Annotated in this window: 18 protein-coding genes; 12 read left to right on the top strand and 6 right to left on the bottom strand. The window is 62.0% G+C overall.

What is annotated here, in order from left to right; translation table 11 throughout:
* The first annotated feature begins 37 nt into the window (after positions 1 to 37).
* From NDB2M4_RS10470 to NDB2M4_RS10440, 7 genes are all read left to right on the top strand, one after another.
* Positions 38 to 1,525, top strand: coding sequence for a sigma-54-dependent transcriptional regulator (locus NDB2M4_RS10470; protein WP_072374329.1), 1,488 nt, complete (start codon positions 38 to 40; stop codon positions 1,523 to 1,525).
* Complete coding sequence (locus NDB2M4_RS10465; protein WP_072374326.1) at positions 1,494 to 2,915, top strand: sensor histidine kinase; 1,422 nt, start codon at positions 1,494 to 1,496, stop codon at positions 2,913 to 2,915. Before NDB2M4_RS10470 ends, NDB2M4_RS10465 begins: the two co-directional genes overlap by 32 nt.
* The gene (locus tag NDB2M4_RS10460; protein WP_072374323.1) at positions 2,908 to 3,933 is read left to right on the top strand and encodes an NADH-quinone oxidoreductase subunit B family protein; all 1,026 of its coding nucleotides are present in this window, start codon (positions 2,908 to 2,910) and stop codon (positions 3,931 to 3,933) included. The genes NDB2M4_RS10465 and NDB2M4_RS10460 overlap by 8 nt, the downstream gene beginning before the upstream one ends.
* The gene (locus NDB2M4_RS10455; RefSeq protein WP_072374320.1) at positions 3,930 to 5,381 is read left to right on the top strand and encodes a nickel-dependent hydrogenase large subunit; all 1,452 of its coding nucleotides are present in this window, start codon (positions 3,930 to 3,932) and stop codon (positions 5,379 to 5,381) included. The genes NDB2M4_RS10460 and NDB2M4_RS10455 overlap by 4 nt, the downstream gene beginning before the upstream one ends.
* 11 nt (positions 5,382 to 5,392) lie before the next feature.
* Positions 5,393 to 7,777 (top strand): carbamoyltransferase HypF, encoded by a 2,385-nt coding sequence (gene hypF / locus NDB2M4_RS10450; RefSeq protein ID WP_210186530.1) that lies wholly within the window; start codon positions 5,393 to 5,395, stop codon positions 7,775 to 7,777.
* A gap of 460 nt (positions 7,778 to 8,237) precedes the next feature.
* Positions 8,238 to 9,176: a LysR substrate-binding domain-containing protein gene (locus NDB2M4_RS10445; RefSeq protein WP_072374317.1), complete on the top strand. Its 939-nt coding sequence runs from the start codon at positions 8,238 to 8,240 to the stop codon at positions 9,174 to 9,176.
* A gap of 189 nt (positions 9,177 to 9,365) precedes the next feature.
* On the top strand, positions 9,366 to 9,938 hold the full coding sequence (locus NDB2M4_RS10440; protein ID WP_072374315.1) for an RBBP9/YdeN family alpha/beta hydrolase: 573 nt from the start codon (positions 9,366 to 9,368) through the stop codon (positions 9,936 to 9,938).
* A gap of 53 nt (positions 9,939 to 9,991) precedes the next feature.
* Here the strand turns inward: NDB2M4_RS10440 and NDB2M4_RS10435 are convergent, their stop codons facing one another.
* From NDB2M4_RS10435 to NDB2M4_RS10415, 5 genes are all read right to left on the bottom strand, one after another.
* Positions 9,992 to 11,047: a sulfate ABC transporter substrate-binding protein gene (locus NDB2M4_RS10435; protein WP_072374312.1), complete on the bottom strand. Its 1,056-nt coding sequence runs from the start codon at positions 11,045 to 11,047 to the stop codon at positions 9,992 to 9,994.
* 106 nt (positions 11,048 to 11,153) lie between these two features.
* A complete protein-coding gene (locus NDB2M4_RS10430) occupies positions 11,154 to 11,927 on the bottom strand; it encodes an HAD family hydrolase (RefSeq protein WP_072374309.1) in 774 nt (257 codons plus the stop codon).
* A gap of 38 nt (positions 11,928 to 11,965) precedes the next feature.
* Entirely contained in the window at positions 11,966 to 13,969 is a 2,004-nt protein-coding gene (locus NDB2M4_RS10425; RefSeq protein WP_210186536.1) for a family 2A encapsulin nanocompartment cargo protein cysteine desulfurase, read from the bottom strand.
* 19 nt (positions 13,970 to 13,988) lie between these two features.
* Positions 13,989 to 14,936, bottom strand: coding sequence for a family 2A encapsulin nanocompartment shell protein (locus tag NDB2M4_RS10420; protein ID WP_072374303.1), 948 nt, complete (start codon positions 14,934 to 14,936; stop codon positions 13,989 to 13,991).
* Positions 14,937 to 15,218: 282 nt separating this feature from the next.
* Positions 15,219 to 16,193, bottom strand: coding sequence for an aliphatic sulfonate ABC transporter substrate-binding protein (locus NDB2M4_RS10415; protein WP_072374300.1), 975 nt, complete (start codon positions 16,191 to 16,193; stop codon positions 15,219 to 15,221).
* A gap of 160 nt (positions 16,194 to 16,353) precedes the next feature.
* Between NDB2M4_RS10415 and ssuD the strand changes: the two genes are divergently transcribed.
* Genes ssuD through NDB2M4_RS10395 form a run of 4 tightly spaced genes read left to right on the top strand, consistent with a single transcriptional unit; the run spans position 16,354 to position 20,600 of the window.
* Entirely contained in the window at positions 16,354 to 17,616 is a 1,263-nt protein-coding gene (ssuD, locus tag NDB2M4_RS10410; protein WP_083556145.1) for an FMNH2-dependent alkanesulfonate monooxygenase, read from the top strand.
* The gene (ssuC, locus tag NDB2M4_RS10405) at positions 17,613 to 18,413 is read left to right on the top strand and encodes an aliphatic sulfonate ABC transporter permease SsuC (protein WP_072374297.1); all 801 of its coding nucleotides are present in this window, start codon (positions 17,613 to 17,615) and stop codon (positions 18,411 to 18,413) included. The genes ssuD and ssuC overlap by 4 nt, the downstream gene beginning before the upstream one ends.
* Before the next feature lie 4 nt (positions 18,414 to 18,417).
* Positions 18,418 to 19,218 carry an ATP-binding cassette domain-containing protein gene (locus tag NDB2M4_RS10400; RefSeq protein WP_244536127.1) on the top strand — a complete coding sequence of 267 codons (801 nt, stop codon included), beginning with the start codon at positions 18,418 to 18,420 and terminating at the stop codon, positions 19,216 to 19,218.
* A gap of 8 nt (positions 19,219 to 19,226) precedes the next feature.
* The gene (locus NDB2M4_RS10395) at positions 19,227 to 20,600 is read left to right on the top strand and encodes an FAD/NAD(P)-binding protein (RefSeq protein ID WP_072375038.1); all 1,374 of its coding nucleotides are present in this window, start codon (positions 19,227 to 19,229) and stop codon (positions 20,598 to 20,600) included.
* On the opposite strand, the gene NDB2M4_RS10390 is transcribed toward NDB2M4_RS10395, so the two are convergent.
* Positions 20,589 to 20,858 (bottom strand): hypothetical protein, encoded by a 270-nt coding sequence (locus NDB2M4_RS10390; protein WP_072374294.1) that lies wholly within the window; start codon positions 20,856 to 20,858, stop codon positions 20,589 to 20,591. The genes NDB2M4_RS10395 and NDB2M4_RS10390 overlap by 12 nt on opposite strands.
* A 472-nt stretch (positions 20,859 to 21,330) precedes the next feature.
* Here NDB2M4_RS10390 and NDB2M4_RS10385 point away from each other — a divergent pair, with 472 nt between their 5' ends.
* The gene (locus tag NDB2M4_RS10385; RefSeq protein ID WP_072374291.1) at positions 21,331 to 22,119 is read left to right on the top strand and encodes a sulfurtransferase; all 789 of its coding nucleotides are present in this window, start codon (positions 21,331 to 21,333) and stop codon (positions 22,117 to 22,119) included.
* Positions 22,120 to 22,345 lie beyond the last annotated feature (226 nt).

The following is a 22,345-nucleotide window of genomic DNA, read 5'->3' as shown; positions in this document are numbered from 1 at the left end:
CGGGCGAGCAACGCACAGGCTCCGGGAGGGATCAAATATGACCAGCCTGCCGACGGTGCTTATCGTCGATGACGAGCCGCGCAGCATTGAATCGCTGGAGCGCATTCTCGAGGACTGCTTCGACATCAAGAGCGCCACGAGCGTCGAGAAAGCGGAAGAGATCCTCGAGCGGGAGTGGGTGCAGGTCATCTTGTGCGACCAGCGCATGCCACAGGTCTCGGGTGTCGAGTTTCTCAAGTCGGTGCGCGAGCGATGGCCCGAGGTCGTGCGCATGATCATCTCGGGCTATACCGATGCCGAAGACATCATCCGCTCGATCAACGAAGCCGGCATCTATCAGTACGTGATGAAGCCTTGGCAGCCGGAAAGCCTAATCTTGACGCTCAAGAACGCTGTGCATCTTTTCGACCTGCAGCGGCAAAACGAGCTTCTTGCCGTCGAGCTCAAAATGTCCTCCGAGCGGGCAGAAAGCGTGATCGAGACGCGTCGGCGCGAACTAAAGCAGCACTATCAACGCGACGACGGTATCGTGCGAGACAGTGACAGCCCGATGAACGAGGTATGCGACCGCATCTCGCGCATCGCGCCGTATGACGTCTCGGTTCTGATCACGGGAGAGTCCGGAACCGGCAAAGAGCTAGTCGCCCGCGCACTGCACTATAATAGTCTGCGATGGGATAAGCCTTTCGTGGTCGAGAACTGCGCCGCGATGCCCAGCGAGCTACTCGAGAGCGAGTTGTTCGGCCACAAGCGCGGAGCCTTTACCGGCGCGGTCGAGGATCATATCGGGCTCTTCGAGCGTGCCGACGGTGGCACAGTTTTCCTGGACGAAATCGGTGAGGTCTCGCCGGCATTTCAGGTCAAGCTGTTGCGGGTACTGCAAGAGGGGGAGATCCGGCCTGTTGGCCGTCGACAGACACGCAAGGTCGACATCCGCGTGCTTGCCGCGACCAACAAGGATTTGGAGAGCGAGGTGCGGGCCGGCCGCTTCCGCGAGGATCTCTATTACCGGCTTTCGACCGTATCGATCCACATCCCTCCACTGCGTGATCGGCGCATCGATGTTCCCATTATCTCGCGTATGCTCCTAGAAAAGGCCCAGAAGCAGCTGGGCAAGCGCGTGCGGGGCCTTTCTGACGAGGCGATTACCTGCCTCACCGCCTATCATTGGCCCGGCAACGTGCGCGAGCTGCAAAACGAGCTCCAACAGGCACTCGTGATGGCGCCGGAGGACCGTGAAATCGGGGCGGATCTGCTCTCACCGCGGATTCTCCGGGCAGCGCCAGGGGACGAGGGCGAAGAAATCGATTTCATCGGGGCACTTGACGGAACGTTGAGAGAAAGGGTCGAATCGGTCGAGGCGCGCATCATCCGCGAGACATTGATCCGGAATAGATGGAACAAGAGCCGTGCCGCCAAGGAACTTGGGCTGTCGCGCGTCGGTCTACGCAGCAAGCTAGAACGTTACGGCCTGGAGAAGGTTGAAGCCCTCGATGCAGAAGCGCGCCGAAAGATCGCCAGCTGATACGGTTGCGGATGTGTTGCGGCCGTCGCATCGCCGAGCCGATTCGCGCCTCAGCCAGAGAGCCGGGGCCCACACGCTCGAGTTGACGGGCGTCGGGGAGGAGGCTTGGATCGAGGTGGTCCAGACGATGGACGCGGTCTACGCCGATCTGGTTCATCATCAAGTCGAGCTTGAAAGAAAAAACGCAGCTCTCGAGGAAGCGCAGCAATTCATCGGTAGCGTCGTTGCGGCGATGACGGACGTGCTTATCGTCTGCGACAGGCACGGCCGCATTGAACGCGCAAACGCGGCTCTCGAGCAGTTGACCGGTTGCTCCGAAACCGAGCTCATCGACGTGCCGCTGCAAACGATTTTCTCGCAGCAATCGCGTCCACTCATCGCGCGCTTGACGGATGGATCGCATGCCGGATTGGCAATCGCGGACCAGGAGGTCGGCCTCATTGACATGAACGGCCATCCGACGCCGCTGGCTATCAACTGCTCCTCACGCTTCGATCACAAGGGTGCCCTTGTCGGATGGGTGCTGATCGGACGTCCAGTGGGCGAGCTGCGGCGTGCGTACGAAAGTCTCAATCGTACGCACCGCGAACTGACCCAGGCGCAGCAGCAACTTGTGCTTTCGGAAAAGATGGCTGCACTTGGCCGCCTCGTCGCCGGCGTCGCGCACGAGCTCAACAATCCGATCAGCTTCGTCTTCGGCAACATGCACGCGCTGAAGCGCTATGGAGAGCGTCTGACCACCTATTTGCAGGCGATCGATCGGGGTGAGAGTGCTGAGGCACTGCAGAAGTTGCGCGCGAAGCTCAAGATCAACCGCGTGCTTGCCGATATCACGCCGCTCGTGGAAGGAACGCTGGAGGGCGCCGAGCGCGTCAGCGAGATCGTGCAGGATCTGCGGCGGTTCTCCAGCACTCAATCGGAGTTGGCCGACACTTTCGACCTAGGACGCGTCATCCGCACGGCCGTAAGCTGGGTAGTAAAGGCTTGCCGTACTAAGCCGGTAATCGAGCTCAAGCTGCCTGAGCCGTTCGACGTCGTAGGGCGCAAGGGGCCCGTCCATCAGATCATCGTCAACTTGGTTCAGAACGCGATCGATGTCATGGGCGACAGCGAAGAACCGCGCGTCGTGATCGAGGGCCGTGTCGAGGAGGCTGAAGTGGCCGTGGTGGTGCGTGACTTCGGCCCCGGCATTGCCCCGGAGGCACTGCAGCGCATCTTCGAGCCCTTCTTCACCACCAAGAAGATCGGGGAAGGGACTGGCCTTGGTCTTTACGTCAGTTACGGGCTTGCTGAGGAGCTAGGTGGCAAGCTGGAAGCGCATAACCACCCCGACGGCGGCGCAGTGTTTACGTTGCGGCTGCCGCTGCAGGAAAGGGGACAGGATGCCTGACGGCGCAAGCAATCGCCAGCGCACGTTGCTTTGGTTGCAGTCGGGAGGATGCGGTGGGTGCACGATGTCACTCATCTGTGCCGAGCAGCCCGACTTTCTGTCGGCTCTCGATGCGGCGGGTATCCGCCTTCTTTGGCACCCCTCCCTGAGCGAGGCGACGGGAAGCGAATTTAGCGCCGTGATCGACGGAGTGCGCTCCGGTGCCATTCCGCTCGACATCCTCTGCCTTGAAGGTTCGGTGATCCACGGTCCCAATGGCAGCGGACGGTTTCACGTGCAGGCTGGGACCGGCACGCCGATGAAGGAACTCATCGCAGAACTCGCGGTGCTCGCCGGCGACGTGCTGGCGATTGGCACGTGCGCTGCCTTTGGCGGCATTACCGCCGGGGGCGCCAATCACGTCGAGGCGACCGGGCTCGTCTACGATGGCTCGGACCCTGGCGGGCTGCTTGGCCCTTCATTCCGTGCCCACTCTGGCCGGCCGGTCATCAACATATCGGGCTGTCCAATTCATCCCGGTTGGGTCGTAGAGACGCTGCTGCAGCTTGCGTTCGGCACGTTGCGGCAGGGTGATCTCGATGCGCTGGGCCGCCCACGGCTCTATGCTGACCACCTCGTGCACCACGGCTGCGCGCGCAACGAGTATTATGAATACAAGGCAAGCGCTGAGCGGTTATCCAATCTGGGTTGCCTCATGGAGCACCTCGGATGCATGGCAACCCAGGTGCACGCTGACTGCAATATCCGTCTATGGAATGGCGGCAGCTCGTGCACGCGCGCCGGCTACCCCTGCATCTCCTGCACCGAGCCCGGCTTCGAGGATCCTTCGCACCCGTACCTGGAAACACCGAAGCTCGCCGGCATTCCTATCGGACTCCCGACCGACATGCCGAAGGCGTGGTTCGTCGCGCTCGCCGCCCTGTCGAAGGCGGCGACTCCCAACCGCGTCAAAATGAATGCCGTTGCCGACTACATCATTACCCCTCCCACAGTTGTGAAGGGGAAGCCGCAGAAATGAGCCGTCGCATCGTCGGGCCGTTCAATCGCGTCGAGGGGGACCTGGAAATCAAGCTCGACATCGAGCAAGGCTCGGTGAAGGCAGCTTGGGTCAACTCACCGCTTTATCGGGGCTTTGAGCAGATCCTCGGCGGGCGCGATCCGCGCGACGCTCTCGTATACACGCCGCGGATTTGCGGCATCTGTTCGGTTTCGCAATCCATGGCGGCGGCAATCGCCCTCGCTGAGGCCGGCTCCGTCGAGCCTCCCTTGAACGGTCGGCTGATGCGCAACCTCGTTCTCGGAGTGGAAAACGTCGCCGACCATTTCACCCACTTCTATCTCTTCTTCATGCCGGACTTTGCGCGGCCTGTTTACGCCGACGAGCCGTGGCATCTTGAAGTCGTCAAGCGCTTCAAGGCCGTGGAAGGGGCAGCATCGCGGGAGGTGTTGCCCGTTCGTGCGGCCTTCATGCACATTATGGGGACGCTCGCCGGCCATTGGCCGCATACCCTCGGACTGCAGCCCGGAGGCACGACGCATTCGATCGATGGTGCCGCTCAGGTACGCGTGCTCGCATCGCTCGCCACCTTTCGCCGCTTTCTCGAGACGCGCATGTTCGGTGATCGGCTCGAATCTGTGACGGCTCTGAGCTCTAAGGGCGAACTCGACGCCTGGCGGCAACGCGAACCAGCGGCAACGAGCGACTTCGGATTTTTCCTCAAGCTTGCCGACGCACTGTCACTCGATACGATGGGCCGTGCCACAGATCGCTTCCTTAGCTACGGTGCCTACGCGCTGGACGATGCATTCCTCTTCAAGCAGGGCGTGCACGCACAGGGTAACGATTTCGCGTTCGATGCCGCAGGCATCACCGAGGATTCATCGTCCGGCTGGTTTGCGCCCAGTGACGGACCGCGACATCCCTCGCGCGGCGTGACGATGCCCGACGCCGAAGCAAAGGACGCCTATACATGGTGTAAGGCGCCGCGTCTGGCGGGGCAGGTGGTCGAGGTGGGCGCGCTTGCGCGACAAGTGGTCGACGACCATCCCCTGATCCGCGATCTCGTGCAGGGGAGCGGCGGCAACGTCGCCAATCGGGTGATCGCGCGACTGATCGAGATTGCGCGAGTAGTGCAGGCGCTGGAGGCTTGGGCGAAAAGGATCACGCCGCACGAGCCATTCTTCGTCGATGCCCCGGCGCTGGCCAACGCCGAGGGCGTCGGGCTTATCGAGGCTGCGCGTGGTTCGCTTGGCCATTGGCTGAGCGTAAAGAATGGCCGTATCTCCAACTATCAAATCGTGGCGCCGACCACGTGGAACTTCTCGCCGCGTGATGCCGCCGGTGTACCCGGCGCCTGCGAGCAGGCGCTTGTCGGCGCTCCCGTACGCGATGGAGAGATCGAGCCGGTCGCCGTTCAGCACATCGTGCGCTCGTTCGACCCTTGCATGGTCTGTACCGTGCATTGAAGGAGTGCAGCGTGGAAGTCGCCTCGCATGATCGACGAGATGATATTCGCGGGGTGGTGATCCGCGTGCGTGGCCTGGTGCAGGGCGTTGGATTTCGTCCCACCGTTTGGCGGTTGGCACGGCGCTTCGGCCTTACGGGCGAGGTCCTGAACGATGGCGAGGGCGTGCTGATCCGCGCTTGGGGTCAGGAGGACGATTTGGTGGGCTTCGAAGCGGCGCTCTCGACCGAGCCGCCGCCGCTCGCTCGGATCGACGCGATCGAGCGTCGGGATCTCTCTGTCATCGACAAGCCGGCGCCAGCCGCGTTCAGCATCGTGCAAAGCAAGCGGGCGGCAGTGGCGACGGGGGTCGCTGCGGATGCCGCCACGTGTCCGGCATGCCTAGAGGAAGTGTTCGACGCCGCGGACCGGCGCTATCGCTACCCATTCTCCAATTGCACGCACTGCGGTCCGCGGCTGTCGATCGTGAGCGCAATCCCTTACGATCGCGCGGCGACATCAATGGCCGCGTTCGCGATGTGTGACAGTTGCAGGCGTGAATACGAGGATCCCGCCGACCGTCGATTCCACGCCGAGCCGATTGCCTGTCCGCAGTGCGGTCCGCGCGCTTGGCTCGAGGATGCAACGGGTCAGGAGGTCAACCGCAGGCCTGGAGAGGACGCAATTGCTGCGACTGCACGTCTAATCAGCGACGGAAGCATCGTCGCCATTAAAGGCATAGGCGGCTTTCATCTGGCGTGCGACGCCGCTAACGAGGAGGCCGTCGCTCGCTTGCGATTGCGCAAGCATCGCTATCACAAGCCATTTGCGGTCATGGCGTCAAGCGAGGACGCCATTTCACGCTATGCTCTGCTTGGACCGGCGGAAGCGCGGCTGCTGCATAGCTCAGCGGCGCCAATCGTCGTGCTCGATAAGAGACCGCGCGCAGAAACATTGGCGGCGAGCGTGGCTCCCGGGCAATCGAGCCTTGGGTTCATGCTGCCTTATACGCCGTTGCATCAAATATTGATGCAAACGCTTAGCCGCCCGATCGTGCTCACCTCCGGCAATCGAAGCGACGAGCCTCAATGCACGCAGAATGCTGAAGCCCGCTCGCGCCTCATGGGTGTCGCCGACTTCTGGCTGATGCATGATCGTGACATCGTCAATCGGCTGGATGACTCCGTGGCTCGGGTCATTGACGGCACGCCGGTGATTGTACGTCGCGCACGGGGGTATGCGCCCGAACCCATTCGACTCCCTCAGGGATTTTCCGGAGTTCCGCGCGTCCTCGCAATGGGGGCGGAGCTGAAGAGCACGTTTTGCATCCTGCGCAGCGGAGAGGCTGTACTTTCCCAGCACATCGGCGATCTCGAGAATGCAGAGACCCATAGCGACTACCGTTCCGCGCTGAAGCTCTATCGGCAGCTCTATGACTTCGATCCCGATATTGTCGCAGTCGATCTTCATCCGGATTACCTGTCGACCCGTTGGGGACGCAACATCGCTGCCGACGAGCGTGCCACGCTCGCCGAGGTGCAGCATCATCACGCGCACGTCGCAGCGTGCCTCGCTGAACACGGGGCGCCACTCTCGGATCCGCCGGTACTGGGGATCGTTCTCGATGGGCTTGGCTTTGGAGATGACGGCGCCTTGTGGGGCGGCGATTTCTTGGTTTGCACCTACACAGGTTATGAACGGCTGGCGCGTTTCGCACCGGTCGCGCTTGTGGGGGGCGCCAAGGCAATGCGAGAGCCGTGGCGAAACGCGTTTGCCCACTTGGAGCGGTTCATCGGTTGGGACGAGGTCGCCGCGCGTTTTCCTGACCTTAAGATCGTACGGCACGTGGGCGCGCGGCAGGCAGGCGTCCTGAGGAAGATGCTGAATAGCGGCATCAACGCGCCGCTATCTAGCTCCGCGGGAAGGCTCTTCGATGCCGTGGCAGCAACGCTCGGCGTCTGCACGGCTGGCGTGTCTTATGAGGGGCAGGCGGCCATCGAGCTCGAAGTGCTCGCCGAGGGCGGGCTGCAGGAGGCCGGCGCGGGCTATCACGTCGACATCGAAGGCAGTTCACCGCAGGTCATCGGTTGGGGCGCGCTATGGCGCGCGCTGCTGGACGATGTCGCGGCCGGCGTCTCGCGCGAGGTGATCGCCGCGCGCTTTCACATTGGACTAGCGGATGGAACCGCGCGGCTCGGCCTCGACATCGCCCGTCGGCGGCGAATCCGTCGGGTGGTGCTCTCGGGCGGCACTATGCAGAACCGGTTGCTACTAGCTGAGACCACGCGGCGGCTGCGCGCTGGCGGTGTCGACGTCCTAACCCCGCAGCGCGTGCCGGCCAACGATGGGGGCATCGCTCTTGGCCAAGCCGTTATCGCCGCAGCGCGCGCCATCGCGGATCGACGCGTGTCGAAGTAAGAAGCGTCGCCGTGTGCTCGCTTCTTGCGTCGGCCTAAGGATCATTCCGTCGCCCGACCAACGTGAGGTTATCCGCTCGAGCAGCTGGCTCGCGATCCCGTCGCTGTTGCCGCGATGGCCCGTGGCTTGTGTGAAATTTGCGTGGGCCGCTTTTGGCCCTCGGCGCCGGACAGTTCACTTCCGCTGTCGATCGTCAAGCGACCCTAGGCAAACCAGAGCCGGTGGCTTTGCCCACCACGCTACTCGAACTCCCGAGGAATTGCCCTTACGAGCAAGTCGGCAGCACGGTTCCGGCTTCGTCAACGTTCGGGAGCTATCGCTGAGGGTCTGCTCAAACCAGCGTTCTTCATAAGCTTATCAGAATAACTTTATTCCGCGCGTTCAGCAGCGCGCTTACGTTGAGCTGGGCATTCAGCGGTGGGAAGATGCGGGCGCAGCGCGAGCGGCCCGCAGTGCGAGCATGAACTTTCAACAGCTTCGCATCATGCGCGAGACCGCGCGGTGCAATTTCAATCTGACCGAGGTCGCGAACGTGCTTTTGACGTCCCAGTCGGGCGTCAGTAAGCACGTCAAGGATCTGGAGGACGAACTTGGACTTGAGCTGTTTGTGCGCAAGGGCAAGCGGCTGCTCCGCCTGACCGATGCTGGGGCCGAAGCGCTGCAGATCATTGAGCGCATTTTGATCGACGTCGATAACCTGGCGCAGGTAGGCGCGCGCCTCGCCGACGGCGAGGATGGCACTCTGCGAATTGCGGCGACACATACGCAAGCGCGCTATGCACTGCCGCCCGTGCTCGCCAAGTTCACGCAGGCCCATCCACAAGTGAGGCTGGTCTTGCATCAGGCTAACGCCAAGGAGATCGCGGGCATTTTGCTCGACGGCAAGGCGGATATCGGGCTTGCAACCGATACCCTCGAGGGGCATGCCGGCCTCGCAGCGTTTCCTTATGTGCAGTGGGAACACGTCACGGTAGTGCCGGTTGGGCATCCTCTGGAACAGGTGCGACCGCTGACACTGGCGGCGATCGCTGAGTGGCCCATTATCACTTACGACGATGGAGTTACGGGGCGCGCACGCATTGACGCCGCGTTCGCAGGGTCCGGCGTCGAACCCGATATCGCGATTACTGCGCTCGATGCCGACGTCATTAAATCATGCGTGGAGCTGGGGCTCGGCGTCGGCATCATGGCGGGAATGGCATTCGATGCCGGGCGAGATGTAGGACTGCGAAAGCTCGACTGCAGCCATCTTTTCGAGGTGAACACCTCCAGTCTCGCTGTCCGTCGTGGCCGCTATCTCCGCGGGTTCATATATAACTTCATAAGCATGTGCTCGCCGCAGCTGAGCGAGAAGAGACTGCGCGCCGTTGTCAAAGGTGAGACGACGTCAGGAGCATAGTTGAGCGCCGCGGCAGGCGTAGAATGATCCTCGCGACATCAGGAATTGGAATATGGACATTCTGAATTCTTGGTTGCCGCGTGGCATTGCCGGCGTAGGCTGGCGTGCAGAACTTCAAACAGGGAATGTCAATCCAGGGGATGGTTAGCGAAGACTGAGGACAAAACGCTCACTACGCGAGGCATCACCATGACGACCACTCTCGTAGTTCCTGGCCTTGACGGCGGCGGCGCCGGTCACTGGCTCCGTTGGATCGAAGGCGTCCTTCCCGACACGCGCCGCGTTACTCAGAAAGACCTAAGCTCTCTCGACCTGCTCGAATGGTCATCTGCAGTGAGGGCAGAGATCAGCAAGTGCGCCGAGCCTGCGACCGTGGTTGCGCACGGGTTTGGCTGCTTGGCAGCGTTGCGGGCATCGATGGATTGTCCGGGTCGCGTTGCCAGCGCACTTCTCGTGGCGCCGTTCGATGCGGACGCATTGCGGTTGGCGTGGATGCTACCCGAGGAGCCGCTGCCATTTCCCGCAGCGATCGCCGCGAGTAGCAACGATCCTTATCTGAGATCGAGTAAAGCAGCATTCTGGGCGAACTACTGGAGCTGCGACCTGATTGAACTGGGCCGTGCCGGATGTGTGGATCCGGCGAGCGGCTTTGGCCCGTGGCCGCAAGCTCTGCGACTCCTTGACGGGCTCCGTTCTTCGGCGCAGACGAGGATGCCGCAGCTCGCATTGCGCGAGACCCCGCATCTGGCACGCGCCATCTGAGTGAGCAGGGCTTGAGGTGAAGCCTTTATCAAGCCCTGCTCCGCCCAGACCATTCACTGTTTGATCGTAATCTGATCGTAGGTCGCGCCGTCGGCGAAGTGCTGCTTCTTGACTGCCTCCCAACCTCCGAGCAGGTCCTCGACGCGGAACGTCTCGATCACCGGGAACTCAGTCGCGTTCGCGCTGAGAACCTCAGCGTTGCGCGGACGCAGCCCGTGTTTGGCGATAATCCTCTGTCCCTCGGGCGAATAGAGGAAGTTCAGATACGCCTCGGCGATTTTGCGGGTGCCGCGTTTATCGACCACCGGATTGACGATCGCCACAGGCGGCTCGGCAACGATGCTCACGGACGGGTAGACGATATCGAACTTATCCTCTCCCAGCTCCTTGCCGATCAGCTTAGCCTCGCTCTCGAAAGTGACGAGCACATCGCCGGTATTGCGCTGGGTGAAGGTGGTCGTTGCACCGCGTCCTCCGCCGTCGAGCACAGGCACGTTGGCGAACACCTTTGATACGAAGCCCCGCGCGCCCGCCTCGTTGCCCGACTTCTTCAGGCCATAGCCCCACGCCGCAAGGTAGGTGTAACGTCCGTTGCCGGACGTCTTGGGATTGGGGACGATGACGCTGATGCCGGACTTGGCTAGATCATCCCAGTCCTTGATGCCCTTGGGGTTACCCTTGCGGACGAGGAACACTGATGTGGAGGTGTAGGGCGAAGCATCGTTCGGGAACGCTTTGCGCCAGTCGGCCGAGACAAGCCCCGGCTTGACCAGGATGTCGATATCGGGCGCCTGATTGAATGTTACGACGTCAGGGTCCAGACCATTGATCACAGCGAGAGCCTGCTTGGTCGAACCGCCGTGAGACTGGTTGATGGTGACGGGCTCACCCGTCTTCTTCTTCCAGTCGGCGATGAAGGCAGCGTTGATGTCTTTATAGAGCTCCCGCGAGACGTCGTAAGATGCGTTCAGCAACACGTTGGCAGAAGCTGGTGTCGCGGCAGGTTCAGCGGGCTTCTGTTCCTGAGCGCTCGCCACTGCGGCGAATGCTGCGACGGCGAGTGCCGCGATGGCGATGCTTGCGCCAACTCTAGTGCGATGAAGGACCATGCCCCCCTCCCGATGTTGAAGTCGTGCAACCTAGGAGTGGAGAAGGATTGGTGAGAACGAAGAAATAGAGCGAAGCTTATAATCGCCGCGGCGCGTGTGAGCTGCGCTATCGACGCGCCGCCAGCACGGAGTTTGCAACCTCGACAAAGCCGGAGCCGCCCGGGCCACGCGTAATCCACTCCGGCGGTTTCTCGATTTCCGCCAGATGCTCGACCACTGTTCTGACACCCACCGATCGCGGAAAGTGGGCGAACATGGGCGCATCGTTTGCCGAATCTCCAACATAGACCACGGCGTCACGCTGAGAATCTATATCGACGCCATAAGCGTATGCGAGTAACCGTCGCGCAGCCGAGAGCTTGTCGTATCCCCCGAAATACGCGAGCACCCAAAGCGAATTCACCACAGCATCGGCCCCACTTGCGCGAATGAACGCGCATAGCCTGGTCGTGTCATCACCATCGCTCGGGCGGTTGAAGGCGAGGCTGGTAAGCCGGAACGGCTGATCGCTGGCCAGAGTTGCCGAGGGAAAGCGCGAGGCAATGTCTGCACGCAACGCAGCAAGCCGACACGTCGCCTCACCGCGCGCTTCTCTGCTCCAGAATGCGTACTCGATGGATGTGTCGCGACGCAGCATGGTGACACCGCCGTTTTCCCCGACGACGGCATCGACGGGCCACATGCGAACCATCTGATCGCACCAGCCTGCAGGGGCCGCAGTAACTGGAATGACCTTGATTCCCGCGTCCTGCAGCCTCTCCAGCGCGTCGAACGTCGCGGCCGCCAATCGGCCACGATAAGTCAGCGTGTCGTCCATGTCGGTTAGGACGAACTCAACGCCGGCAAAATCGGCGGAAACGGATTGGGCGAGAGAACGCATGCAGCGTCCCTCGCCCAACTGTAAGTAGAAGGCAAGCTCTATTTAGTGCCGCGCTTGCCCCGTCCGGACTGGATCCGCAGCAACGTCGTCACCAACGCATCGACATCATCGGTGGTGTTGTACAACGCGAGCGAGGGCCGCACTGTCGCCTCGAGGCCGAAGCGGCGCAGGATCGGCTGCGCGCAGTGATGGCCGGCACGCACCGCTATGCCCTCGGCCGCTAGCGCCTTGCCGACGTCTTCCACCCTGCAGTCGTCAAGCACGAACGAGGCGACGCCTGCCTTCTCGTTCGCCGTCCCGATGATGCGCAGACCCGGAACGCTCAATAGCCCTTGCGTTAGATAGCCGAGCAACTCGTGCTCGTACGCGGCGATGTTGCTCATGCCGATGGTCATGAGATAGTCGATCGCCGCGCCGAGACCCACGGCGTCCGCAATGTTGCCAGTGCCGGCTTCGAAGCGCGCCGGTGCGCCGTGGAACGTCGTCTTCTCGAAGGTGACGTCCTGGATCATGTTGCCGCCGCCCTGCCAGGGTGGCATCGCTTCAAGGATGCTGGGGCGCCCGTACACCGCACCGATACCGGTCGGGGCGAACATCTTGTGACCGGAAAACACGAAGAAGTCCGCATCGAGGGCCTGCACGTCGATCGGCATATGCGAGACCGACTGCGCGCCATCGACGATCGCGATTGCGCCATGGCGGTGTGCGATGGCAACCATATCGGCGATGGGAGCAACGGTGCCGAGCGCGTTCGAGACTTGAGTCATGGACGCAACGCGTGTGCGCGGCGTGAACAGCTTCTCGTACTCCGCGAGAATGATCTGTCCGGAGTTGTCGACCGGCGCCACTTTCAACACGGCGCCTTTTTCGGCGGCAAGTTGCTGCCAGGGAACGATGTTGGCGTGGTGCTCTAGGTGCGTGATGACGATTTCGTCGCCCTCGCCGACGTTGCGGCCACCGCACGCCTTGGCGATGAGGTTTATGCCCTCGGTCGTACCGCGCACGAAGATGATGCTATCGGGCGAGGGCGCATTGATAAACGCACGCACCTTGGCGCGCGCCGCCTCATATGCATCGGTAGAGCGCGCGGCCAGCGTGTGGGCGCCACGGTGGATGTTGGAGTTCTCGTTTTCGTAGAAGTAGACGAGCCGATCGATCACGCTCTGGGGCTTCTGCGTGGTGGCGCCGTTGTCGAGCCAGACCAGGGGCCGGCCGTTGACGTTCTGCTGCAGGATCGGAAAATCGCGCCGGATCGCACGAGGGTCGAATGGGCGCACACCGGTTATGCCAGTCGCCGGCACGCCGAGGTCGGAACGATGCTGATAGCCGAGCGCCGTAAGATCGAGCACTGAAGCCTGGTATGCAAACGGCAGGTTCGCGCTGGGATTGGGCTTAGCTGGCGCAGCGGTTGGCGGCGTCGGGTCGAACGCTGAGGGAGCGCCGCGTTCAAGGAATGAGTACGTGCTGCCGGGAACCGCGGAGTTCTCGGCTGGACCGCTCAGCGTGCCGGGCCCGTAAGGGCTCGCGACATCATCGAAGCTTGGAACGAACGCGAGAGCATCGCCCAGTGAGAACGGCAGCGAGGCAAAGTTCGGGTCGGCCCCCATTGTTGCGGGCGCTTCCGAAGCCGCAATTGCAACGGGAGCGCCGGGCGAGTCACCGCGTCCGACATTTTCGGCTTGCGGCGTAACCGTAGGAGGAGAGGCCGGCGATTGCACCTGCGCCACCAGCGGCTCGAGCGCGAACACATGTGCCGATGGCTGTGCTGCGCCCGATGAGGGCATCGGCACCGGCGGCAGGCCCGGATTGAGATTGGGAGACAGAGGCAGTGTCAGCGCCGGCGTTCCGGGAATGGAATTGTAGAGCGGCTCGGCGGCGAACACGGGAGCGGAAGGCAACGCCGCACCCGGCCCCGGTAGCGGCGGGGAGGGCGGGGCTGCGTAGAACGCATTTGCCAGCCGCGCGATCGTAGCCGCATCGGGAACGTTCGGCGGTGGCGCGTAGCTAGCGGCATCGCCCGGACCGGACGACGCCTCGACCATCGCCGGTCCGCCCATCAGGTCACTTTGCTGAGGGATAGTCATGATACTTCGCCACCTCGACATCATCCAGAACCGCGATCGCATCTTCCGTATGCACGGCGAGCGAGCAATAGAGCGAGATCAGGTAGGAGGCGATCGCGCGCCGGTCGATGCCCATGAAGCGTACGGAGAGGCTGGGTGATACCTCGCCGGGAACGCCGGGCTGGAAGAGGCCGACGACACCTTGCTTCTTCTCACCGGTGCGCAGGAGAAGGAATTTCGATTTGCCCGTTGCCGTCAGCGGCACCTTGTCGGAGGGCACCAGCGGAATGCCGCGCCAGGTGAGAAACGGCGAGCCGAACAGGGTCACGGTGGGCGGTGGAACGCCACGGCGCGTGCATTCGCGACCGAACGCGGCGATGCCACGGGGATGCGCGAGGAAAAACGACGGCTCTTTCCAAACCTTTGTCAGCAGCTCGTCGAGGTCGTCCGGCGTCGGCGCGCCAGAGCGCGTGGAGATGCGCTGGGAGGCAGCGCAGTTGGCGATGAGGCCATACTCCTTGTTATTGATGAGTTCGCTTTCCTGGCGCTCCTTCACCTTCTCGATCAGCAGCCTCAACTGCTCCTGGATTTGATCGAACGGGTGACTGTAGAGGTCGGAGACGCGCGTCTGAACATCGAGCACCGTGGTCACCGCGTTGAGAAAGTACTCGCGCGGATTGTCCTCGTAATCGACGAACGTTTCGGGCAGTGCCGCGTCGCGGTCGCGCGGTGGGCTGCACTCGACATCAGATGATTTGGCCGACGTTGCCCCGCGCGTCTCCTTCACCTTATTGAGGCGGTAGATGCCTGCTTCGACGGGCGTCCAAGGCAGAAACGGAATGAGCCATCGCGGCGTAATTCCGCCCCACTGGGCACGGGTTTTCGTCGCGTTGGCTAATTGTCTTGCTGCGCCCTCTGCAAGTGTACCGCGACCTTCGTCGGCCATGATGGTCCTCTTTCGAATTCTGATGCGACGTGCCTGCGCGCCGGCCGCTTGGCCTGTGCGCGCGGATAACGCCTAGCGCGAGACGGGATAGAATTTGCAATGCGGTTGGCGATTGCGGATTTACATTCCGCTCGCGGGCCCGCGCAACGAAGTCTATGGCGATGCCGTCGCTTTCCTTCGTTATAACGGAGCAACGTTTGATGGCTGACGTGCAGTGATGTCTGAGGTTGATGGCCATAGACGATTGGCGTGCCCCACCTTTTTGCGAGGCACGACACGCGCCTAGCGCGTTGACGCCTGCTTGTCGGGCGACCAGATGTGGGCTTCGCTTGCCACGATATTTTTCGGCAGAGCGCCTTCGGCGAAGAACGCGTCGGCAATCTTCTGGACTTCGCCGAGGTTCTGCTCCTTTACGGCCTGCACATCGTAGCTGCGCCGACTGTTGGCTGCTTTGACGATCTCTGGCTTCAAGCCCCATGCCGGTCCGAGAACCTTGGCAGCGTCATCGGGGTGGGCCTTGATCCACTTGCCAGTCTGCCGCAGCTTGTCGAATACGAGCCGCAGAACGTCCGAATGCTCGGCTGCAAAGGCAGCGGATGCGAGATAGTAGCGCTGATAGTCGGCGACGCCCTTGCCATCGGCAATGACACGGACCTTGGATTGCTGTTGCGCGGCCGCAACGAACGGATCCCACGTTACCCAGGCATCGACAGCACCCGTTTCGAATGCTGCGCGCCCATCGGCGGGAGTGAGGAATGCCGGCGTGATGTCGGAAAACTTCAATCCGCTTTTCTTCAGCAGCGCGATGAGCAGGTAGTGGCTGCCCGCGGCCTTCGTCACCGCGACCTTCTTGCCCTTGAGATCGGCAACACTCTTGACCGGTGAGTCGGCCTTGACCAGCAATGCCTGGGCTGAGGCAGATGGTGCCTCGGTAGCGACGTAGGTAAGCTTGGCGCCTGCGGCCTGCGCAAAGACGGGCACGGTGTCGGCTACGTCGCCGGAAAGATCCACAGCGCCGACGTTGAGGGCTTCGAGCAACGGCAGACCGCTCGGAAACTCTGACCAGGAGACGCTATAGCCAGCGTCGGCCAGCGCCTTCTCGAGTTCTCCGTTGGTGCGCAGTACGTTTATGAGCGTTGATGACTTCTGATATCCGATGCGTACCTGCTTCGGCGCATCAGCTGCGTGAACTGCAGCAGCTGCCGTAAAGAGTGCGGCAACTGCAGCGATGCCGCGCGTGAGAGAAAGCACTTTCATCCTAGGTCCCCTTCGTCATTCGCGGCTCGCCACGAAGCTGGCGAGCATCACGTGACTTAAGTGCGATGAAGTGGGCCGGCTGCTCCAATATGAAAATCGGAAATAGATTTCGAATCTTCTTGTTTGTGCAGCCTGTGCCAGTTGTTCGATAACGCGCTTCATGGGGACGCTGGTCGATCGGCGCGTCGGTGAGGCGCGCTGGTCGGCCGTGCTTGGTTGGGGTGACGTCGATCACAAAGGGAGTCTGATCGTGGGTGTCGCTGCTGCGGAAAAGGCGCATGTCCATTGGTTCTTGCCGACGCACGGCGATGGACGATATCTGGGCTCTGCGGTTGGTGGGCGCGAAGTCGACCTCTCGTATCTGACGCAGGTGGCAGAGGGCTCTGATAGGCTCGGCTATCGCGGTGTGCTGCTGCCAACGGGACGGAGCTGCGAGGATTCCTGGGTGATCGCGTCGGCTATCGCGCCGCGCACCCGGAATTTGCGCCTCATTGTCGCTGTGCGGCCCGGGCTGCTGTCACCGGCAGTGGCTGCGCGGATGACGGCGACGCTCGATCGTATCAGTGACGGTCGCCTCATCATCAACGTCGTCACGGGTGGGGACCCTGTCGAGAACAAGGGCGACGGCATTTTTCTCCCGCATGACGAACGTTATGTCGTCACGAAGGAATTTCTCGACGTGTACAAATGTCTGCTGGCGGGCGGGCGCGTTGACTACGAGGGGCGTCACATAAAGATCGAGGACGGCCGCCTGCTGTTTCCGCCGCTGCAGAGGCCGCATCCGCCGCTGTATTTCGGCGGTTCGTCCGATGCAGGAATTGCCGTCGCTGCAGAGACCGTCGACACCTACCTCACGTGGGGTGAGCCCCCTGCGGAGGTGGCAAAGAAGCTTGAAGTCGTGCAGGCGGCAGCTTCGCAGCGCGGGCGCAAGCTCGATTTCGGCATCCGGCTGCATGTGATCGTGCGCGAGACGAACGATGCGGCGTGGCGCGCGGCAGACAATCTGCTCAAGCATCTTGATGATGCAACGCTGGCGTCCGCGCAGGAGACTTTTGCGCGAATGGATTCCGTTGGGCAGAAGCGAATGCTCGCGCTGCACGGGGGGAGGCGGGACAAGCTCGAAGTCAGTCCGAACCTGTGGGCGGGTGTCGGTCTCGTGCGCGGCGGTGCCGGTACGGCCCTGGTAGGCGACCCGGAAACTGTCGCAGAGCGCATCAAGGAATACATGCGCGTGGGCGTCAGTACGTTCATCTTCTCCGGATATCCGCATCTGGAAGAAGCGTATCGCTTTGCCGAGCTGGTCTTCCCGCTTCTGCCGCTGGCGCATTCCTCGCCGCTGCAGGATCAGCGCCGCGGGGGACCTGTTGGTGAAACCGTCGCCAACGATCAGCTTCCGGGTGCGCTCCGGGTGGGACAGTCATGAAGCATCGCTGGGCGGACAGGCTTTCACTCGAGCGGCTGGCTCCGTGGCTCGTTCCACTCGGTCTTGTTGTGCTCTGGGAGGTGGCGGCGCGGAGTGGTTGGATAGAGCAGCGCGTGCTGCCCGCACCGACACAGGTCGCCGTCGCCTTCTGGGACACCGTTTCCAGTGGAATGTTGTTCCACCATGTCGGGATCAGCTTCCAGCGTGCGCTGCTTGGTCTTCTTGCTGGCGGCGGGCTCGGCTTTGCGCTTGGGGTGCTGAACGGCACGTCGCGACACGCCGAGCTGCTGCTCGACTCTGCATTGCAGATGTTTCGCAACGTGCCGCACCTCGCTGTCATACCGATGGTCATCCTCTGGTTCGGCATCGATGAGACGGCAAAGGTGTTCCTCGTTGCGATCGGTACCCTGTTCCCTGTTTATCTGAATACGTTCCACGGGATCCGCACGGTCGACCACGGCCTCATTGAAATGGCACGGGTGAATGGATTGGGGCGTGCCGCCGTATTCTGGCGGGTGGTGCTGCCGGGGGCGATGCCGTCCGTTCTCGTTGGTTTGCGTTACGCGCTGGGGATCATGTGGCTGACATTGATCGTGGCCGAAACGATCGCTGCGTCCTCGGGCATTGGCTATATGACGATGAATGCGCGTGAGTTCCTGCAGACCGATGTCGTGGTGCTCGGTATTCTTGTCTATGCCCTACTCGGCAAGGCGGCTGATGTCGTTACCAAGTCGCTGGAGCACCGCATGCTGGCGTGGCACCCGGCCTATCATTCCGCGCGAAGTGCGGGAGGCTGAGGCGTTGGGAAATTCAACGTCACCGGCGCTGAAGCGCGTCGAAGTCACACAAGAGCCGGTGTCGAGCGACGTCGCGCCGGTGGTGGATGCCGACGCCGCCTTGGGGCGCCCCCTCAGTCTGGACGGACTGCACGTCGCCTTCGGCGAGCGGAAAGTTCTCAATGGCCTGACGTTGGACATCCCCGCGCGGCAGTTCGTTGCTGTCGTGGGGCGCTCGGGTGTCGGGAAGTCAACGCTTATGCGGCTCATCGTCGGTCTGGATAAACCCGGCGCGGGCGAGGTTCGCATCGATGGGGTGCCTGTTAATGGCTTGCAGCCGTCCGTGCGGCTTCTCTTCCAGGATGCGCGCCTGCTCCCCTGGCAGACCGTCCTGAACAATGTCGGGATCGCCCGCCGCCCTGGGTGGCGCGAGGCGTCCCTGGCCGCGCTTGGTGATGTGGGTCTTGTCGATCGTCAGAGCGATTGGCCGGCGGTGCTGTCGGGCGGCCAGCGCCAGCGTGTAGCGCTGGCACGCGTTCTTGTCAGCCATCCGTCCATCTTGCTTCTCGATGAGCCGTTCGGTGCCCTCGACGCATTGACCCGCAGCGACATGCACGCTCTGCTGGAGCGGCTGTGGCTGCAACACGGGTTTACGACACTGCTTATTACCCACGATGTGTCTGAGGCCGTATTGCTCGCGGATCGCGTCGTGGTGATCAGGGATGGGCAGATCACCTACGATGTTCCGATCACCATCCCGCGACCGCGCCGGCGCTCAGACGCTGCGATCGTTGCGCTGCAATCGAAGATCCTCGAGCAAGTCTAAGCTTGGGCATGGGGGTAGCCATTCGTCATATTATCATCGTCGGCGGTGGCGCTAGCGGTGCGCTGCTTGCCCTGAACCTGCTGCGTGCGAGCGGTGGAGTGACTGCCACGCTCATCGAGTCACGCCCTCTTCTCGCGCGTGGCTTTGCCTATGGTGAAGCCGCGCCGTTTCACTTGCTCAACGTTCGCGCAGCGAACATGAGCGCTTACCTGGACGTTCCGGATCACCTGCTCGATTGGCTCGATGGAACTTCGAGCACAGAGAACGTAACAGGTGAGGGGCGTTTCCGGTTCGTGCCGCGCAGGATCTACGGACGGTATCTAGCGGAGCAGCTGGACGCGCTGACGCTGTCTCCATTGGGACGTGACAGGTTGCAGACCATTCACGGGCTCGCGACCTCGCTCGAACGGACGGCTTCGGGCGTAGTTGTCGGACTGGAGAACGGGCGGCAGATTGCGGGCGACGCCGTCGTTCTGGCCACCGGCTACGGCGTGAAGCCTCAGAACCGTTTTCCGCATCAATGGCTGGCGTGGGCGCCCATCGATACGGATGCGCTCGCATCGGTGCAGGATGTGCTGATCCTGGGCACCGGGCACTCGGCAATTGATCACGTGCAGCTTCTGCTAGCTGCGGGGTATCGCGGCAGGATCACGTTGCTGTCGCGTCACGGCTTCATGCCGTCGGTGCACAAGCCTGTCGAGCCGGCGCGTATCGATGCGCGAGAGGTTCCATTCGGGGCGAGATTGAGCGCGGTATGGCGCTGGGTCCGCATTCTCGCCAAGCAGGCGGAAAGTGCCGGATCTGATTGGCGCGCAGTCCTTGATGGCTTACGGCCGCATGCTCAAGAGCTCTGGCAGAGTCTATCCGATGCGGAGCAGGCTCGCTTCATCCGCCACGCGCGTTCGAGATACGACGTGCGTCGGCATCGCCTTGCACCTTTCGTTGCGAACGTGCTGGATCGGCTGCAGCGAGAGGATCGGCTGCGTGTGATCGCGGGCCGGCTGCAATCGGTGTCCGACATTGGTGAGGCGGCGGAGGTCGTAATCGGTGGTCGTGGGACGGACTTCGAGCAAAAGCTCGTTGTTCAAGGGATCATTGATTGCAGAGGCTTCGAGCTCGATCCGGCGCAGTCGAATAATCCGGTCCTGCAAAGCCTGCTCACACAGGGACTTGCTCGGACCGGACGCCATGGTTTCGGGTTGGCAGTAGATAGAGACTGCGCACTCATCGATGATGCAGGCGAGGCGGCGAGCGATCTCTACGCGATCGGTCCACTGACGCGCGGACAATTCTGGGAGTCGATCAGCATTCCCGATATCCGCCAGCAGACGGCTGTTCTGGCGAACCAACTGGTCAACGCGCATGCGACCTCACCGGTGTAGGGCCCGCAAGCGGCGAAGCCGGCTGATTACCAAAAGGAAGAGAGCGCTGGTCACGGCGGCTGTGACCAATCCGGTGGTGGCGGTGACAAGCAGAGGATCCCATCGGCGAATGATCTCGCCGCCTACGCAGGCGCCGAGGATGCCATCGATCATGCGGGCATAGTAGACTTCATCACTGCGAAGTGTGAAAGACGAGACGGTGCCTGAGAGGCTGCCGACGATGATCCAGGTGATCCAATAGTCTTCGATCGTCAACATGGGATATCTCGCACGAGGCGGAACGCCACTGACACTTGGCAAAAAGCAGCGTGCGCGGCCAATACGAAAATCTTGAATGCAATCCACTCCTAGCACCGCTCCGTGATGCGGCGCGCAGTTTGCTGCCGCGCCGCAGAGCGAACAGCCACACAAAAAAGAAAGCCCCGCGATGCGGGGCTTAGTGTGTGTTCGTCTGGGAAGGAAGCTAATTCGGTCGCGCCCGCCGACACAGGCGAACGAACGAGACCGTCACCGCAGAGACTACAGAGGGTTCGTCGCGAGGCAACGAAGCAAATCAGCATTGTAATTTCATCTGCGAGGGAAGCGGGTAACGCGTGGAATAAGTAATGCAGCTTTTGTTGATTGGGGCGCCGGTGCCGGGCGCATAGGGTCGGGCCGGGGGCACCTGGTTGCGTAGTGGCAAGGTGCTGGCAGAGGGGAACCGGGACAGTTCAGCGATTGGAGTATCTTAATGTCAAATGACCCCTTCATCGATGCGTCCGCTGTTGTCGGGCTGGGCGAAGTATATGTCTGTGATGCCCGCTCCTTCGGTGTATTCGAAGATGGCCACGTCAAGAACGCCCGGCGCATTCCCGTTGAGGTCTGGGAGCCAAAAGCGCGCTCCACTGAGGATGCGCTCGATGATGGGAACTACTGGCGAGGCGAGTTCGCCAGGCTCGGGATCGATGGCCAGCGTCCTGTCGTCGTCTACGATGATGGCCGGTTGATCGAAGCGTCTCGCGCATGGCTGATCCTGCAGCACTTCGGCATTGAAGCGCGGATCGTCAATGGCGGATGGCCGGCGATCGAGGCGCTACATGATAAGATTGCTGGTGCTCCGGTGCCGTCTTCAGCGGGTGATCTTCAGGGTGCTGGTGAGGTTGTGAAGCTGATCAGCCGCTCTGATCTAAGAGATGCGCTGGAAACGGATGTTGCCATTGTAGATGTGCGGACACGCGCTGAGTACGACGGCGAAGATCTGCGGCAGAATGATCGCGGCGGACATTTGCCAGGGGCGAGACATGTGCCTCATGCATCTTTGCTTCGCGACGGTCGCATTCGCTCGCCCGAGGATCTCGTACAACTCATGGAGCGCGCCGGCGGGCGAGCCGACGACAGCGTGGTGACGTTATGCGACGCTGGCGGAAGGGCTGCGTTGGCTGCGGCGGCTGCGGTGCGGGCGGGATTTGATGATGTTCGCATCTATTACCCGAGCTTTGCGGCATGGTCGCGCGACGAGAGCTGCCCCGTGGTGACGTAAGCGCCCGCTCTGCCTGTATGTCTGCTGCGCCGGACTGCCGCACGAAAGCGCGCATATTCTAAGCATTTCTTCTTTGTTGAGGGCCGCGCAGCCCACGGCTAATCCTTGAGTGGGGATTGGGGCTGTTTCGACTGCGCGAAAGCGGAATCCAATTGGTTGGACTGGGCGACGTGCCCACCTGGGGCGATGCTAGTGGCATCCCCCTGGTGAGGCGTAGTCGCGGCAC

The sequence above is a fragment of the Hyphomicrobium sp. NDB2Meth4 genome, from assembly GCF_900117445.1.
In the GTDB taxonomy this organism is placed as follows: domain Bacteria; phylum Pseudomonadota; class Alphaproteobacteria; order Rhizobiales; family Hyphomicrobiaceae; genus Hyphomicrobium_A.
Note: the sequence above shows the minus strand (reverse complement) of the source record. Positions and strands in the feature narration are given on the sequence as shown.